Source organism: Chitinophaga sp. RAB17, from assembly GCF_052114225.1.
Classification (GTDB): Bacteria; Bacteroidota; Bacteroidia; order Chitinophagales; family Chitinophagaceae; genus Chitinophaga.
On sequence record NZ_JBFREI010000005.1, the window covers coordinates 98270 to 115427 of the forward strand.

Genomic DNA, 17158 nt, shown 5'->3' on the forward strand with positions numbered 1-17158 from the left:
AAAGTAAATGTAACTCCGTGTAATAAGAATATCTTTGTAGTATGAAACATATTAAAGTGCCCACAGAACTGACTAAGGCTCCTTATAATCAAAGAGACCTCAAGCTGAATGGTTTTTCAGTAGTGGAATCGTGTACACACACTGTTAACAATAGAGGTTCCATGTACCTTGAAGAGCATATGCTTTTGTTTGTTAAGCAAGGAACCAATGTTCTTAAAGATGGAAGGACTGAATTTGTTGTTCGTAAAAATGAAATGGTATTTCTTAAAAAGGCTACCCTTGTTGAGTATCACAAAACTGGTGATGCAGACCAGGACAACCTATATATTAGCCTGATGTTTTTTTTGAAAGATGAATTTCTACAAGACTTCATAAAAATGGCGAATATCAAGTCAGTTCATACCGAAGAAAAAGTGAGGATATTGGTTAAACCCGTAAACGAAAGACTATTGCGCTTTTTTGAATCCATTGAGCCTTACTTTAATGAACCAGAAAACATTGATGCCGGATTAATAAAAATTAAAATATTGGAATTACTATATGATATTTCAGGAGCAGACAAAAACTTGTTGCAACAATTATTACAAATGAAGCAACCAGTACGTACAGAAATTCCAGAGATTATGGAAAACAACTACACCAACCCTGTATCTTTAGCCGAACTTGCATATTTATCAGGAAGAAGTTTAGCAAGTTTCAAACGTGATTTTCAGTCAATCTATAATGTTGCTCCTTCTGAATGGATTCGTAATAAGCGATTAGCTAAGGCGAAAGAAATGTTGGAAAATACTTCAATGGCTGTTAGTGATGTTTGTTATACACTTGGCTTTGAAAATCCAGCCCATTTTTCAAGAATATTCAAAGAACATTTTGGTTATTCACCTTCTAATTTGAGGCAACCAGTATAAAATATTTCCTCTACACAATGAGCTATACAGTTAAAATGTTTGAGCTGTATGGAAACTCTTAAATAATATGATAGCACAACCTTTGTGCTATCTTTTTTATTTAAATAAACATTGTAAAATGAGCAAGCAAAATGTATGGTTAGTGACCGGGGCATCACGGGACTTGGGCTTTGTGACCGCTGAATATCTTTGAGCAAAAGGGCAAACTGTAATTGCAACTACAAGGGATCATTATAAATTGATCGGTCTGTCGCATCTAATCCTAATTTGGAAATAATTAGTCTTGATTTGACTAATGAAGAAGCCGTAAAAAATGCCGTTCTTACTATTATTGGAAAGTATGGACGGATTGATGTATTGATGAATAATGCTGGAGATGGATTTATTGGAGCGGTTGAAGAAGTGACTAATAAAGAAATAAACCAGGTTATGCAGATAAATGTATATGCAACCTTACGGATGATTCGCTATACCCTGCCTATTATGCAAAAATCAGGGAGTGGGCACATTATTAATTTATCATCTATTGCCGGAATTGTTAGTAGCCTTGGATTCGGTATTTACAATGCTACTGTCAATAGCTTTCATGGTCATGCTTAACACCCAGCCAATGACTTTTCTATCTCCGAGATCCAGCACTATTGTCAGGTAGAACCATCCCTCCTTTGTTTTGATGTAAGTAATATCTGATACCCATGCTATACTTATGTTTACTGGATTACATTCTCTGTTAAGTATGTTCTCAACCACAGGATATGTATGCCTGGAGTTAGTAGTTACCATGAATTTTTTCTTCACAACGCTCCTGATATTTGCTTTCTTCATCAGTCCTAACAACAAGTTTTCGTTCATTTTATAATGAGCTATACAGTCAAAATAGTTGAGCTGTATAGAAAGGTGCAATAGCAAGAATAGTACAACCTTTGGATCATCGTTTAATTTAAACCTTTTATAAAATGAACAGGCAAAAAGTATGGTTAATTACCGGCGCATCCCGTGGATTCGGGTTGGAAATTGTTAAAGCCGCTCTCATAGCAGGTGACAAAGTAGTAGCAACAGTACGTAGCAATCCGGAGAAATTACAGGCTCAATTCAACAATGAAAATCTCCTTGTTGCTATTCTGGATGTTACAAATGAACAACAAGGAAAGGACATTGCCGCCCAAGCTACTGAAAAATTTGGGCATATAGATATATTGGTCAATAATGCCGGATTTGGTTTATTAAGTGCAGTAGAAGAAGCAAGCGATGCCGAGGTTAAGGCCAATTATGAGGCCAATGTTTTCGGGTTGCTGAATGTTACCCGTGCCGTATTGCCTTATATGCGCAAAGAGCGTAGTGGTCATGTTATTAATCTTTCTTCTGTAGGGGGATTGACCGGGATTATCGGATGGGGGCTATATGGCTCTACTAAGTTTGCAGTAGAATGTATCACCGAAGCGATGGCTGCTGAACTTGCTCCGCTTAATATCTACGTAACAGCAGTAGAACCAGGCTTCTTCCGCACGGATTTTCTTGATCAATCTTCGCTTACAAGAGCAAAGAATGTTATTGAAGACTATGGTGTAACTGTTGGCGATATGCGTAGTTATGCTACACAGGTCAACCAAAAGCAGCCAGGTAGTGCTGTAAAGCTTGCTCAGGCAATTCTTAAAATCGCCGACGCCGAAAAACCACCTGTACACCTTCCATTAGGAAAAGATACGCTCCAACTCTTTAAGGAAAAGATGGACAGGTTTAATGCTGATATCGACGCTTGGCACGAAGTCATCACAGGAACAGACCATGATGATGTTGTCGCTCAATAAAAGCATTTCCGCAGAAATTGTCTTTAATAGTTAATACCCTATCCCTTCTTAATAAAGACAGGAGTTTCTTCTCAACAATCTTAATAAACATCTTAAAATGATACCAGTAAAAGGATATGCGGCACAAAGTGCCGTAACAAACTTAGCTCCCTGGAACTTTGAACGAAGGGATGTAGGGCCACACGATGTACAATTCGACACCTTTTTTTGTGGTGTTTGTCATTCCGATCTACACCAGATAAAAGATGATTGGTTTCCAGGGATATTTCCAATGGTTCCCGGACATAAAATTGTAGGCAGCGTAGTTAAAGTCGGCGAATATGTCCACTCTTTAAGAGCGTCATCATTATTACAATAATTCACAAAATCTAAAAAAATGAAACGGATTAATTATCTAAGTAAAATCACACGCATTGTATTTGCGTTCATATCAATTGTTAGTGTCGCCTCAGCTCAAAATAAAAGCGAAGAAAGGGTAACAATGCTTGTTACTTTTAATGTTAACGCTGACCAGAGGGAAGCTTTTAAAAATGCACTTATTGCTGATAGAAAAGGGGCTGCAAATGAAAAAGGAAATATATCAATGGAGCTATATGAGCACAAGGATAAACCAAACACCTTTTATCTATTTGAAAGATGGGTTAACAAAAAATATTTGGATGAGCATTTTACAAAAAAATATACTAAAGATGTGTTGGAATTGAACAAGACAGCCTTAACAACACCAATGGAAATACTTTATCTCAATGATATTTCGCCATTGCCGAAAAACGAATTAAAGAATCCTCTTTCAACAGATGCGCCAGTTGACCTCGTTGTTATTTTCAAGGTAAAAGATGGGATGCAGAACACTTTTATCAAGCAATTCGAAAAGTCAATTGTAAACAGTAGGCCCGAATCAGGGAACGTTGAATTTTTCTTTCACACCCTACCCGGCGATAATACAAAGTTTGTATTGTATGAAAGATGGAGAAACCAAGCCGCACTTGATTTCCATTTTGCACAGCCTTACACTAAGGAATTATTTGAAATGTTCAAAGCTACTCTTGAAAAACCAGTCGAAGAGTATTTGAATTTCATAACTGAAATTGGCTACTCTAAAAGGGCTGATAAATAGTACAAGCGCAGTAGAATAGCTTGTTTTATAAGAGAGCTGGAATGCTCAAATGCGAACCAGCTCTTATTTTAATTTAAAAATTATAAAAATGAATAGGTACAAAATAATTATAACCACATTATTTGTTTTAAGTTAATGCTGAACTAAAGGACGCACATGGTCGACAGCCTCATTAGAGGTAGCATGAGCCTATGAAGTAATAGGGAACACCCTGATATACGTGACTACTCCAGGTACAGGTGCGAATGGTCTACCGATCAAAGGGTTTTCTTTGTTTCATATTAAGCAAGTAACACATGAAGAATTGCCAGATTCCCTATTCACAATTTCTCCCGGCACAGTAATTAAAGAAAATGTTTCTTTAAAGGAAATGTATGATAAAATCCAATAAGGCCAACCTCAATTTCATAACCTTGACATCTAATTTATCATGAACAAGTTTACTCCAATAGCCATCCTATTCTGCCTTGCAACGTGCCAAAAAGATAATTTGTCACCCAATACCAACTCAGAAATAAGTGATGAGGCATATAAAGAGAAATTAACTAAAATGATTCATTTACAGCCTGGGAAATAGGACGTTAGTATTGCTGTCTTGAGTAATATACTAAAACTGCACCGCAGGCAAACGCTCTACATTCTACAAGTTTTAACGCCAATTCGTTTTTTAAAGGATTGAAGGTTTGTTGTCCGTTTCCTAATGCAGCAGGGTTTGCAAGCACATAATACTCATCGATTAAATCATGTTGTATTAATGATGATACAAATGAATCGCCACCATATACAATGATGTCTTTCCCATCTTTATTTTTCAGCGCTTTTATTGCCTCTGCTAAATTGCCATTTATAATGATTGTATTGTCCCACTTGCTGTCCTTGAGGGTATTTGAAAAAATGGCATTTGGAATTTCTGCAAACCGTCTTCCAAGTTTGTGCTCATCATCGTTGGGATTGTTTGCCACTTCAGTCCAATATGGAATAAATCCTTCCCCAGTTTTTCTGCCATGCAGAATGCAATCCACATTGGCGAGATTGTCAATACTAAAGTCTGACATTCCACTGTCCCATTTATTGTCAAGTAAAATGTTCATTTGTAATTTTATCTTTCTCATTTTATTGGTTTTTACAAAAGTAATTAGGTCATCTTATAACCCAGGTAGGCTATTGCGACATTTTAAGCGCTATTTGCGACAGGTAGTATGGTCGTTTTTGCTTGCCGCACTTCCTTCAGAAGAAAGCACACGAGATGCATATAAGGAGTTGATTGAAAATGCCCGCAACTTAGGTATAGAGGAATGGCTGGAGGCTCGTAAAAAAGAGTTTTTTGCACGGTATCCGCACTTTACCATGGACAACAATGGGTAATTCATCGGAGGCTCACCCTGATCAGGTACAAATGTTGGGCAGTTATAATCTCCCGCTAAATAGAATTACTGTCGCCCCACCGCCCTTCCACCCCGGGGTGCTGTGGAGGTAGAATTTTTTCTTTACAGATTAACTAAACTCTATCCACCCAACTTTTCAATTTGATCCATCCGACAGTTAATCATATCCATAGACTATCTATCCCTAATCCCAACATTTTACCTTAAAACCCTAAAAATGAAAAAAACCGGTTTGTACTATTAGGTATTTCCATACTAATTGCGTGTAAAAAGTATACAGAAAATACCGAAACTCAAAATCCTCAAAACTAAATTAAAGAAGCTCAAAATCCATTTTCGGTCAGCCAACTGTTGAACATCTTAAACCAATGGTCCTTGCTGTTTGAATCAGTCAATGCAAAGCCATGTCCGCCTGATTGCAGGATATGCATTTCCGCTTTCACATGATTTTGTAACAGGGCATTAAAAAACGAAAGGGTGTTTTTGACAGGAATGACGTCATCATCCGCAGCGTGTACCATAAAGGTAGGTGGGGTAGTAGCGGTAACATGTTTGTCGGTGCCGTACAGGTGCAATAATTCCGGCGATGGATCTTTGCCAATGAGGTTTTCGCGGGTTCGCGGAATAGCCGGGTCATAAATGATGACGGGGTATAGCAACGCCATGAAATCCGGCCGGAGATTTATGTTTTCTTTGTTATCAATCACGATCCTGTTTGCCTGTGTGCCTTCCATCGATACCAGGTGTCCACCTGCTGAAAGTCCCATCATACCTACTTTGGCAGGGTTAATGCCCCATGCAGCAGCGTTTTTACGCACCACCCTGATGGCTGCCTGTGCATCCTGCAAGGGACCAATAGATTTATTGATCATGATGGTATCATTGGGCAATCGATACTTTACAATAAAAGCGGTAATCCCTTTTTCATTCAATGCCTTGGCAATCTCTTCGCAGGAAGGGAGCGATAAGAGGCGGTAACCTCCTCCGGGAAAGATAAGTATAGCGGTACCGGTAGCCATTCCTTTCGGGGGAAAAAAAGGAATGAGTGCCGGTTGGGTGATCCGGGTTACACTATTATCGGCATCTGTTTGTTCCAGGTAATCTGCCGGGGCCTTGCGGGCGTTGGGCACAGGGCCTTCGTAAATGGGGATTTGCTGCGCCGTGGCTTGTTGTAACCAAAGCATGGATATAAAGGTGGTGAATTTTAGGAGCTTGCTTATCATACAGTGGTGAAATAAAGATGTAAAAGTAGCCATTACGTTGACAATATCCCAATTGACGTAAATAATATTAATTCGAAAATGTCGAAAAAAACACCATTATGAGTCCAGGCAACAAAATTGCTTATGCTCATATACCAAATCAGTTTTTGGTATCACTTCCGGGGCTGGTGGCAACAGCAGCATCCAATACAACTACCCTACCTTTATCTTCACATATATACCGGAAGCAGTCATAAAAACTGCTGCTGGTAATCACTTTGCTAATCATTTGTCAGCCGGTATCGGACTGGCTACTTATGCTATAGCCTAATTCCTAAGATTCGTTGGCTCCACTTCTTTAATTCTTACTATATCGCTTTTCCTCGTTGGCGTAATTGACATTATTTGTCTGTCATGATATATCTTGTATATAAGATCGATATCTTTATTTAAGAATGTGTACTTTATATTCACTTCTTGCCAGTTCTTTGTTATTTTTTTCAACCGCCACCCCTCGCCCCAGAAATATCTAATATTCACAGGGATCAGCTTTATCGATTCATCCACTTGTATTGACTGCCCATTCTGTAATATATTTTTTGTAATTGTCTGATCTATTGCCAGCTCCTTTAAATACTCAAGGTCTTCCTCTCCATTATTTAGTTTGTAACCATCTGAATGATTCTTCGCTAAAAACTTATTATCAATAGTGTCCTTCCARGGGAAAAATAATGCCTCCTCACCCTGATAATAAAAAACGATATACCCTTTTTGATTGCGGATTACATCCTTTTGAGGAACAAGCAGGGCCCGATTACAGGACATGCAAAAAAAAAGCAAGCAGGAAATTAAATATATTTTCATAATGATCTATTCTACAAAATGGTTTAAGCTAAAATTATTTCCCTGTTAGGCTTTCTTTGCTTTATTAAATTTCTTTCTAAAGATAGGAAGAAAAGCTAAAAGGCGCAGGCGGGGTTCTTGTTGTCCTTCCTTAACCAGAATGAAATTGATAATTCCTGATCGACTTTCATGTTCTTTGTGGTTTTAGGTTAACGCCTTTGATGTTGTTGGTGTTAATTGTTTTGGTTCTAAGCCATAAAACCCTGATCAGTGAGCCATTACAGAGAGAAAGGTTACACTAAACTTAAGTATGGCTGGTGTAACATTTTATGTTACCATTCACCTTCATTTTGAATGATAAACCTTTGTAGCCCAAAAACAGAAAAGCCGCGTAAATCCTACGATTCAAGCGGCTTCAATTTCCTTTGACAATCTTGTTGTGATCCCCCTGGGAGCACGGTGTATCTTCGTAATTGTTGGTAGATTTAGTGTGTGATAATGGTGAGCCGATATTGCTAACCGTGATGCCGACCTGATTACGGGTAACCGTTATGGTTAGTAATTGTGATCCTTAAATACATGGAATTTCCATTTAACAACTTTAAGCCAGGTTTATTCCTGGATTAAAGTCAGGTCACTACCCGGATGCGGCAAGTTTAATCCGGCTATTTTTGCAAATACAGCATCAGTAGCTGCCTGGTTGGATAATTTCAACCCCCACTTTTTAAAGAAATCACTTAAATCATTACCTGATACTTTGCAGGCGTTCATCATAAAATACTCCATTTTTAAATCTGTGGTATTTAAAGCGGGTCTATCCAATCGTGTTTGCTTGTAGAAAGAAGGCCAAAATTTAGCACCATATTTAAGGTATAGCTGATCAAACATACACAAACGTACAAAAACATCTGTCAGTGGTGTTTTATATACGTAAATATCTTTCCCGGCAGCATCTTTGCCACTAGTAGAAGCATTAAAATCTTTATCTGCATCAGGATTGGCCAGATAGGTCTTTGCCTTTGCCCAAACCCCATCTTTAGTAAGCCTGGTTGGCTGACCAGCTAAAAAAGTCCGTTGTACCGTTAAGCTAAATGTATTTACAGTCACCTCCGTAATTGCAGACCATGTCCAAACCTGCTGGTGCTGATGCCCTAATTCATGCCATACACCCCAACCATCAATACCTACAGCCTGATTTGTAAGAATGGCACTGATAGAAGATCCGATATAAGCGGTACGATAATCGTATGCAAAGAAGTAATATCCGGGATCTTCATGCTGGGTTAGCAAGTATTTATAAATACTTGGTTGGTCTCTGTCTGATGAGCCATCCAATCCACTTAAATCATCTTCTATCTTAATGACCTCTGCCAGTTTTTTTAATAGCGCTTCCTGATCCTGGTCCTGATATTTAATGGCATTTAATCTGTCAACTACAATGTAGTTTCTATCTCCAGCTAATAAAACATCCGGCACATCAGTCATTGAAGATAACATTGTTTTCCACTGTGCGTTTGTTGTTTTACCGGCAATAAAATACGGAACGGATTTAAAGCCGGAAACAAAGGTCACTTTTGCCTTTGAGTCCGCTGCATCATTGGTATAACGTATCCATAGTAAACCACCATATCCTTTCAAACTGGCATCATTAATCACATTGTCGCCTGCTTTCAACTGTACTGTGGCTGGTTGATCATTCCAGCCCCTGTATCTTGAATAAGTACCTACAATTAATATCGGTAAACGCGCGCCTGAAACCTGCTCTACTTTAACATTTAAAGTGCCACCTGGCACCAGGTATAAACCTGTGGGTGTAAAGTCTGTTAGTCTAAAATTATCAGTTAAACGATTACGATCTGTTTCAGCAGCAATCGTTTCATTTACGTCAAAAACAGTATTGTTACTTTGACTTGTCCCTGATGGTTGATTGGCAGGCGCCGGATTTGTTGAATCCTTTTTACAAGACATCAGCATTGCCATGAAAAAAACCGGTAAGATCAGAAAGTTGTTAAGCTGCTTCTTTCCAAATTTAAAAATCATAAACTCGATGGATTATGTGATGATATGGTTAATGCTCCTTTTTCAATAAGATGGTGAAAATAAAAATAACTAACCTTTTTGTTATAACCGCACACAAACGTTTGCGTTGTTTTCATGAAAATCTTATTTCTGTACATCTCTGAAATTGCAGAGATAAAGTGGACATCAGTTAAGCTGCAATATCTTATTTATTTTAAGTTTCTTCCAAATTGGTATCCAGGAGCAGAATGCAGGTCTGATAGATGGTGATCTTCCATCACCCAACATTCCCTTGTTTCTTATAAAGCCTACCGTCACGGATATCCTCAGGTCTGATATTAGAATAGTCAGAAAAACCTCAGCCACGCGAGACAACCTAAAACAAATAAGTCCCGATACGCCTGGTCGTAAGTAGTTTGGTTAACTTATCCAACATTAATGCCCTTAAAGAAAATCTGCTTATCTGCCAATTTTCCATTTGGAACCGTTCCCGTTTTTGAGGAGTGGTTCCAAATGAAAATTGGCAACTTTTACTATGCGAAGAGGAAAATAACACTGTATCTTCACTCCCGCAATGATATAAAAACCGAAAAAATATGAGATTGCAAATATTCCACGGCCCGTCGTTCCTGCACTTGAGGTCGAAGGTCAGTTTATGAATAAAGTTATTCCGACACCAGGCACCTGAACAGAGAACCGCCACGTCGCAATTAGTAAATGACAAAACCGGAACAGTTCAGCACCAACAATGAGCACTATGGGACCAAAATGATTTGACCGTCAAACTACTAAAAAAGAAACCGGAATACGGTTACCATGGTAATTAAATTTCCCTATAAAATCAGATGTCCATATTTAATATACGCTATAAAACAACCAATATGTATCAATACATATCTTCTCGAATGTCGAAATATCTTTTTCCGTTTTTTATTTTCTTAGTGACGGCGATGTATGGTCAATATGCAAAGGCTGATGTAAAACTACCTGCTATATTTTCTGATGGAATGGTATTACAGCGCAACAAACCGGTGCTTATATGGGGCTTTGGCAATCCCGGGGAGCCGATATCACTGCGGATAGCTGGCCAGTTCAAAACCGCTATAACTGATACCGCTGGTAATTGGACTATAAAACTTGATCCCTTAAAAGTGGGCAGCCCACTTCAGTTAATTGTAAAGGGAAAGGAAAATCAAATTGAGATCCACGATATTTTAGTTGGCGAGGTTTTCTTGTGTTCCGGCCAGTCCAATATGGCCATGTCTTTGGATGCATGCAAAAGGTTTGGTAATCCCAATGCCCAAACCGACGCGGAACAAACCACACTCCCTATGGTACGCATATTCCAAACACCTAATGCAACATTTGCAGTCCAGCCCGAAAAGGATGTTTCCGGACAATGGCAATCCTTAAGCCCGGATAGGAATTTGACTTACTCAGCAATAGCCTTTTATTTCTCCCGCTCAATGTACAGGTACTTAAAAGTTCCGATAGGTATAATACGCTCGTCCAATGCCGGAGGGCCTATCGAAGCGAAGATGCCGCTTGAAGCTTTGCTATCCGTAGAATGCGGTAAAAACTATTATGATGAAGTCATTAAACTATCTAACCCGGAAATGATGAAAAAACAGTGGGAGGATATATTACAAAAGTGGGAGAAAGAAGTGCGGGATGTTACAGCAGTAGGACAAGTCCCTCCTCCGAAACCAAAAGCTCGAAACCCTTTAAATGGAGCTTATCCTGCTGCTGATTGGAATGGTGTTATTGCCCCTGTAATTAAGTATACGAAAACAGCGATACTTTGGTATCAAGGGGAACATAACGTTGCACGCGCCTTTAATTACAGAAAGTTATTACCTGTTTTAATTTCGTCATGGAGAGCAGAAAGCGGTGATTCAAATCTACCTTTTATATTCGTTCAACTTCCGGCATTCGGTAGTATTACCATGAATGATAATTGGGCATTAGTACGTGAATCTCAGCTGGTTACTCTTAAAGCAACACATCATACCGGAATGGTTGTGACAATCAATACCGGCGATAGGCGGAATATCCATCCACCGGATAAAGCTATTGTAGCGGACCGCCTTTTTAAGGAAACGCAACACATAATATACGGTGAACATACATCAGGATGTGGGCCCCTGTTTGATGATTTTAAAGTTGATGGTAAAAAGATAATTGTGAAATTTACTCATATCAACGGATCAATGAAGTTCTTATCGGGGCAGGAAGCAAAGGGTTTTGTCATTGCGGGTGAAGATAGAAAATTCTATCCTGCAGAGGCCCTGATAAATGGAACAACCGTTGAAGTCTTCTCTCCTGATGTTCCCCGGCCTGTAGCCGTAAGATATGCATGGGCGGGATTTCCTGACGTAAGCCTCTTCGATGCGTTTGATATGCCTGCAAGTCCATTCAGAACCGATGATTGGTAATACTTTGATGGCGCAATGGAATGATAAAACGTTTTGGCATTGTCTCATATAGAAAAAGTAATCAACAAAGGCATCCCGCTTATATTGATCGACCGGTCGCAAAACAATTTTGATATACATCGGGTAGAAAACGATCATTTTCCCGGCGGCTTCGCTATTGGTCGGCACCTGGCGCAGGTAGGCTGTCGGGAAATCGCCATCATTGGCGGGCGGGCCCACCTGAAAATGAGTAACCTGAGGGTGGAAGGTTGCCTGGCAGGCGCAGCCAGCGCAGGAATAAACATTATACGGAGCGTATCTATTATCGAAATTTCGATCGCAAAACTACACTTACCATCCTGGATAATATACTGGCAATAGAAAAAAAGGCCCGATGCTATATTTGCAGTTCATAACAGGGGGCACTTGAAATACTGACGCTACAGCAACCCGGCGCGCTCGGCGCTAAAATGATCGGAGAAGGTTTTGGAGGTAGTGTTCTCTGTCTTGTTAAAAAGCCTTTTGCCCTTCCATTTATTGAACAGTTGGAAACAAACTACCTCCAAAAATTTGGATTCAGTTCCACTCTTTATTCTATTCACATGTCAAACGGAGTGAGTATACTCGCCTGAATATTTAAATATCCCTTCCCCTGGATAACAGCCAGGCTATTGCAGCCAGTACAATTAAAATTGTATAACCCACCATAATTATTTCCGTATAGGGGGGACCCAGATGCTGTACAAATAAACCTAATAACACATCACCCAGGAGGGCGGCTATCAAAATGATTGCCGCCATCCAATTGTCTTTTCGGCTTTGACTATCGAACCTGTTTTTCATAGTTACCTTTTCTATTTATTTGGTATGCGACTCATTTCCATTCCGGATTTTGCGTTAGTTTGGAATTGGCGTTGACCTCATCAAGTGGAATAGGAAAATACCGGTTGCGGGTTTGCGGACTACGTACCGGGTAAACATCATTTACAGCCTGGGGAATTACCTGCATAAATGTATTGGTACGGGTAAGATCATACCAACGATCACCTTCTCCAAAGAATTCCCAGCTTCGCTCACGCAATACCGAATCAATAAATGGCTGCTGGCCAAGACCGGAAGTGAGTTCCGGCAACCCGGCGCGGTCCCTCACCACTTTAATAAAGTTATAGGCAGCCGCAGTAGCGCCACTGATTCTTGCTGTTGCTTCCGCCGCAATAAGGTACATATCCGGCAACCGGAAGATGGGTACATTTGAAGCATTACCCGGTGGCACGGGATCCATGTACTTTTTCAGTAATACGCCTTTCTTCGTGATAGGAGTAATATCTTTCTGTTGCACTACCTGCCCGAGCTTATTGATATAACTGGTATCAAGCAGCTTTCTTCTTTTATCAGCCGGACTAAAAGAATCAAAAAAAGACTGATACACAAAAAGAGAACCATAGGTAGCTGCCCCATAGGCAGGGGCGTCGCTATTCTTCGGTCCGTACAAACTATTCAGCTGCGCGCCAAAACCAGGTACCGCGCTTTCGCATTCCAATGCCCACATATTTTCCTGGCGGGCCAGGTCTTCTTTCGCCACATTGTATACGTCCGTTACGTCGGACATTAAAGCGTATTTGCCGGATGCAATCACCGCTGCTGCCTTTTCCAACGCAATGTCCCATTTGCCATTGTATAAGGCTGCTTTGGCATAAAGCGCCATCGCCACTTCCCGGGATGGACGGCCTTTCTGGATAGCAACAGTATACGTCGGTAATTTGAGTATCGCCTGATCCAGATCGGCAAACACCTGCCTGTACACATCTGCTTCAGGGCTTTTAGCAACAATCGCTGAATCAATATTTATGCTGGGCGATACCTTGATCACTACATCACGAAAGTTCTTGGCGAGCGTCCAGTGATAAAAAGCACGTAGAAAAAAAGCTTCTCCCAATATAATATCCTTGCGTACAGGATCCATTGTAGTAGTCGGCACCTTATAAATTACCCAATTGGCATTTTCTATTCCCGTATAACATGCCTGCCATATACGCTGGGGCGACTCAAATACGCGTGCAAAACTCTTCTGGGTAGTATAATTGGGATCGTAACTGAATAAGGTGTAAGTATCCCGCCCAACTACCGGACGGGGATATATCTGATCCGCACTTAGATCACTGGCGCCAGTGCCCGCCAAATTGTAAAGATCTGCCAAAGGGCCATAGGCAGCGGTAATAGCTCCTTCCGCATCGGCAGCAGTTTTATAGAATCCATCGGTAAAGATGGAGGAATACGGTGCTTCGGTGAGCTTGTTGCATGCGGTATGCATTAACAACAGGTGAGCAACACCCACCCCAAACATAATTTTGGCAAAGTATCTCATGTCTGACAAATTTTATTTTCGCGTATTGGAAAAAAATTTACAATCCTAATTGTAATCCTATTATCAGCGACTTCGCAGCCGGATAAACAATATTGTCTACTCCAATGACGGTATTGGACCCACCAAACGAATTGACTTCCGGATCGTATCCGCTATAACGGGTAATAGTAAAGAGATTATTAGCACTGATGTATACCCTGCCGTTTGTAATACCCTTTATCTTTGGCAGTTTATAACCCAGGCTGATATTTTTTAACCGCACATAGGAGCCATCTTCCACAAAGCGATCAGAAACCGGTGTACGGCCTCCCTGAAAACCACTGGGATATTCATTATTAGGATTATCGGGCGACCAGCGGTTGGCCATACCTGCTAATACATTTTTGCCTCCCGGTGCATTTTCGAAGGAGTAGCGACTGAGGTTAAAAATCTGGTTGCCCTGCACCGCGGCAAGAAAGAAACTGAGATCCCATGAGCCGTACCGCAGATTGGAAGAAAAACCAATCGTGTATCGGGGATTGGCCTGACCGGTAACACGCTGATCGTCGCCGGTAATCTGCTTATCATTATTCAGATCCTTTACTTTTACTCCTCCCGTGCGGCTACCACTACCTGGCAATATAGTTTCACCAGTTTGATAAATGCCATCGAAAACATACGTTTTAAATATCCCAAGCGGCTCCCCTACTCTTAACACACTAAAGGGATTCAACACATACTCATTGGTATTTCCCTGCAGACTTAAAAGTTTGTTGCGGTTAAAAGAGATATTGGCATTCGCATTCCATTTCAGTTTACCGGTTAATATCTTCGCATCAGCAGATATTTCGAGCCCTTTGTTACGTATGCTGGCAAAGTTGCCGTTGATAGAAGCATAACCTGAGGAAAGCGGCAAATTACGCATAAAAAGGAGGTCCCGGGTTTCCTTATTGTAGGCTTCCACTACAAAATTGATCCGGTCCTGCAAAATACCGAAGTCCACACCTACCATGGCCTGCGTGGATTTTTCCCAGCGCAAATCCTTGTTGGGAATACCAGTTGGGCTGATACCAATAGCATACAGATGATTGAACTGATAATTACTGCCGGGGCCTTCCAACGCGAGTGACTGGTAAGGCCCTATGGCGGCGGCATTACCGGTAGCGCCATAGGTGGCCCGCAGTTTAAGGTCGCTGATCCATTTGCTATTTTTTATAAAAGGTTCTTCTATTATTCGCCACGCCATCCCTACTGCGGGAAAGAATCCCCATTTATTATTGGCGCCAAACTTCGATGCACCATCATACCGTGCGGTAAGATCGAGGAAGTATTTATTCGCCAGACCATAGTTAACACGGCCCATATAAGAATTGAGTGCCTCTTTGGTCCGGTTACTACTCACGGTACGGTTCAACGATAGCTGAATCGCCTCATTAGTAGTAGCATCATTAGGGAAACCATTTGCCGTAATACTATTATCGTTATAATTGTTAGCCTGCGTAGCCCATACACCGGTAAATTTCAGGTTATGTATACCAAAATCCTTGTTATAGGTGAGAATACTTTCGTGCAACCAGTTAAAGGTGTTGATATTGGTCTTACCGGCGCTGCCCGAATTGGGATTTATCTCCGGCTTTCCCAAAATAGAAAGTGGTGAATAAGAATCATTGAGCTGAGAAGACAGATCCACATTAAAATTGGATTTATAAGTAAGATCTTTCAGCAACTTAGCTTCCACATATACATTGATCAGCGAGCGGCGGATATTGCGACGGTTAAGTTTTGCTGCCATTCCAACCGGACTGGGAACTTCCCGGTAGCGGCTATTAAACTGGTCGCTGATAGGATAAATGCTTCCATCTTCTCTGTAAGGTACCAGTGTCGGTGGTGCACTGAGCGCTGCACCCAAAATGCCACTGGTCACAGTGGTGCCGTCTGTCGGATTGGTATTGGCGGCAATCGCGTTATTGTCGGTATAGCTGGTGAGTATACTAACGCCGGTCTTAACAGCCTTACTTATGTTGTGATCGAGGGTGGCCCGAAGTGAAACACGGCTCAAATCAGAATTGATCACAATGCCTTCTTGTTTGAAATAGTTGGCGGAAAGAGAGAAAACCGTTTTCTCGGCCCCTCCGCTTACTGCCACCTGGTAACTTTGAATAGGAGCCTGACGCAGTACCACATCCTGCCAATCCGTGCCCTTACCCAATGAATCCGGGTTCGGATAAATATTACTGTGATATACCTCATTCTCCAATTTGGCAAATCCCGTCGCATCCAGCATTTTGAGCGTTTTTGTTACTTGCTGGATACCATAATATACGTCTGCCTGCACTTTGGTAACACCTGCTTTTCCCCGCTTGGTGGTAATGAGTACAACGCCATTAGCAGCCCGCGCGCCGTAAATGGCAGTGGCAGATGCATCTTTCAGGATATCTACGGATTCGATGTCGGACGGATTAATGGTCGATAAGGGGCTGACATCCGTAAGGCCGCCACCATTTGCGATCTGAATGCCATCTATAATAAACAGTGGCTCCGAAGATCCGTTAATAGAATTTGTGCCACGGATACGCACACTGATACTACCACCGGGGGCGGCATTATTTTGCGTAATCTGTACACCAGGTACGCGGGCAGCAAGACCCTGCGCCACATTGGCGATGGGCGTTTGCGCGATATCTGCCGCTTTGATAGATGCAATAGAACCGGTAGTAGCCGCTTTACGCTGGGTACCGTAGCCTACCACCCTCACTTCTCCCAGTTGTTTGGTATCAGTTTTAAGCGTTACCTGATACATGGTGCGCTCATCCACTTTCATCTGCACAGGATCATATCCCTGAAAAGTAAAACGAAGCACAGCACCCACTGAAATATCCCTGATGCTAAAATTCCCACTGGCATCAGTAATGGTGGCGCCGGGAGCATTCTTTGGCTGGATACTGACACCGGGTAAAGGGCTGCCATCTTCCGCTATTACCTTACCCGAAATGCTGTGGATCACCACCTGTGCCTTTCCTCTACAGGGAAACAGTGTAACTCCGAGGCACAACAAAAAAATTAATTGATGTAGGTATTTCATTCTGCTGTTTTTTGTTTGCTAAACATGACGTTTAAT

The 17158-nt window shown here is 41.2% G+C and carries 15 protein-coding genes; 8 read left to right on the forward strand and 7 right to left on the reverse strand.

The window, feature by feature from the left end; genetic code table 11:
• Positions 1–41: 41 nt before the first annotated feature.
• The 5 genes from AB4Z08_RS18240 to AB4Z08_RS18260 all read left to right on the forward strand — a co-directional run bounded on the left by AB4Z08_RS18240 (position 42) and on the right by AB4Z08_RS18260 (position 3833).
• Complete coding sequence (locus AB4Z08_RS18240) at positions 42–908, forward strand: helix-turn-helix domain-containing protein (RefSeq protein ID WP_441575197.1); 867 nt, start codon at positions 42–44, stop codon at positions 906–908.
• Between the two features lie 267 nt (positions 909–1175).
• Positions 1176–1508 (forward strand): SDR family NAD(P)-dependent oxidoreductase, encoded by a 333-nt coding sequence (locus AB4Z08_RS18245; protein ID WP_441575198.1) that lies wholly within the window; start codon positions 1176–1178, stop codon positions 1506–1508.
• Between the two features lie 356 nt (positions 1509–1864).
• A complete protein-coding gene (locus tag AB4Z08_RS18250; protein ID WP_441575199.1) occupies positions 1865–2716 on the forward strand; it encodes an oxidoreductase in 852 nt (283 codons plus the stop codon).
• A gap of 97 nt (positions 2717–2813) precedes the next feature.
• The gene (locus tag AB4Z08_RS18255; protein WP_441575200.1) at positions 2814–3074 is read left to right on the forward strand and encodes an alcohol dehydrogenase catalytic domain-containing protein; all 261 of its coding nucleotides are present in this window, start codon (positions 2814–2816) and stop codon (positions 3072–3074) included.
• An 18-nt stretch (positions 3075–3092) separates the two neighbouring features.
• A complete protein-coding gene (locus tag AB4Z08_RS18260) occupies positions 3093–3833 on the forward strand; it encodes a putative quinol monooxygenase (RefSeq protein WP_441575201.1) in 741 nt (246 codons plus the stop codon).
• A gap of 581 nt (positions 3834–4414) precedes the next feature.
• Here AB4Z08_RS18260 and AB4Z08_RS18265 read toward each other — a convergent pair.
• The 4 genes from AB4Z08_RS18265 to AB4Z08_RS18280 all read right to left on the reverse strand — a co-directional run bounded on the left by AB4Z08_RS18265 (position 4415) and on the right by AB4Z08_RS18280 (position 9303).
• On the reverse strand, positions 4415–4945 hold the full coding sequence (locus AB4Z08_RS18265) for a dihydrofolate reductase family protein (RefSeq protein WP_441575202.1): 531 nt from the start codon (positions 4943–4945) through the stop codon (positions 4415–4417).
• Positions 4946–5541: 596 nt separating this feature from the next.
• Positions 5542–6441, reverse strand: coding sequence for an alpha/beta hydrolase (locus AB4Z08_RS18270; RefSeq protein WP_441575203.1), 900 nt, complete (start codon positions 6439–6441; stop codon positions 5542–5544).
• Between the two features lie 306 nt (positions 6442–6747).
• The gene (locus AB4Z08_RS18275; protein ID WP_441575204.1) at positions 6748–7284 is read right to left on the reverse strand and encodes a hypothetical protein; all 537 of its coding nucleotides are present in this window, start codon (positions 7282–7284) and stop codon (positions 6748–6750) included.
• 591 nt (positions 7285–7875) lie between these two features.
• The gene (locus tag AB4Z08_RS18280) at positions 7876–9303 is read right to left on the reverse strand and encodes a M60 family metallopeptidase (RefSeq protein WP_441575205.1); all 1428 of its coding nucleotides are present in this window, start codon (positions 9301–9303) and stop codon (positions 7876–7878) included.
• Positions 9304–10163: 860 nt separating this feature from the next.
• On the opposite strand from AB4Z08_RS18280, the gene AB4Z08_RS18285 reads away from it, so the two are divergent.
• From AB4Z08_RS18285 to AB4Z08_RS18295, 3 genes are read left to right on the forward strand one after another with little or no spacing between them, the layout of a single operon-like run.
• Positions 10164–11717: a sialate O-acetylesterase gene (locus AB4Z08_RS18285; RefSeq protein WP_441575206.1), complete on the forward strand. Its 1554-nt coding sequence runs from the start codon at positions 10164–10166 to the stop codon at positions 11715–11717.
• 39 nt (positions 11718–11756) lie between these two features.
• Entirely contained in the window at positions 11757–12077 is a 321-nt protein-coding gene (locus AB4Z08_RS18290) for a hypothetical protein (protein ID WP_441575207.1), read from the forward strand.
• A gap of 53 nt (positions 12078–12130) precedes the next feature.
• Positions 12131–12328, forward strand: coding sequence for a hypothetical protein (locus tag AB4Z08_RS18295; protein ID WP_441575475.1), 198 nt, complete (start codon positions 12131–12133; stop codon positions 12326–12328).
• Positions 12329–12332: 4 nt separating this feature from the next.
• On the opposite strand, the gene AB4Z08_RS18300 is transcribed toward AB4Z08_RS18295, so the two are convergent.
• From AB4Z08_RS18300 to AB4Z08_RS18310, 3 genes are read right to left on the reverse strand one after another with little or no spacing between them, the layout of a single operon-like run.
• Entirely contained in the window at positions 12333–12539 is a 207-nt protein-coding gene (locus AB4Z08_RS18300) for a hypothetical protein (RefSeq protein WP_441575208.1), read from the reverse strand.
• Positions 12540–12570: 31 nt separating this feature from the next.
• Positions 12571–14061 carry a RagB/SusD family nutrient uptake outer membrane protein gene (locus tag AB4Z08_RS18305; protein ID WP_441575209.1) on the reverse strand — a complete coding sequence of 497 codons (1491 nt, stop codon included), beginning with the start codon at positions 14059–14061 and terminating at the stop codon, positions 12571–12573.
• A gap of 37 nt (positions 14062–14098) precedes the next feature.
• On the reverse strand, positions 14099–17122 hold the full coding sequence (locus AB4Z08_RS18310) for a SusC/RagA family TonB-linked outer membrane protein (protein WP_441575210.1): 3024 nt from the start codon (positions 17120–17122) through the stop codon (positions 14099–14101).
• Positions 17123–17158 lie beyond the last annotated feature (36 nt).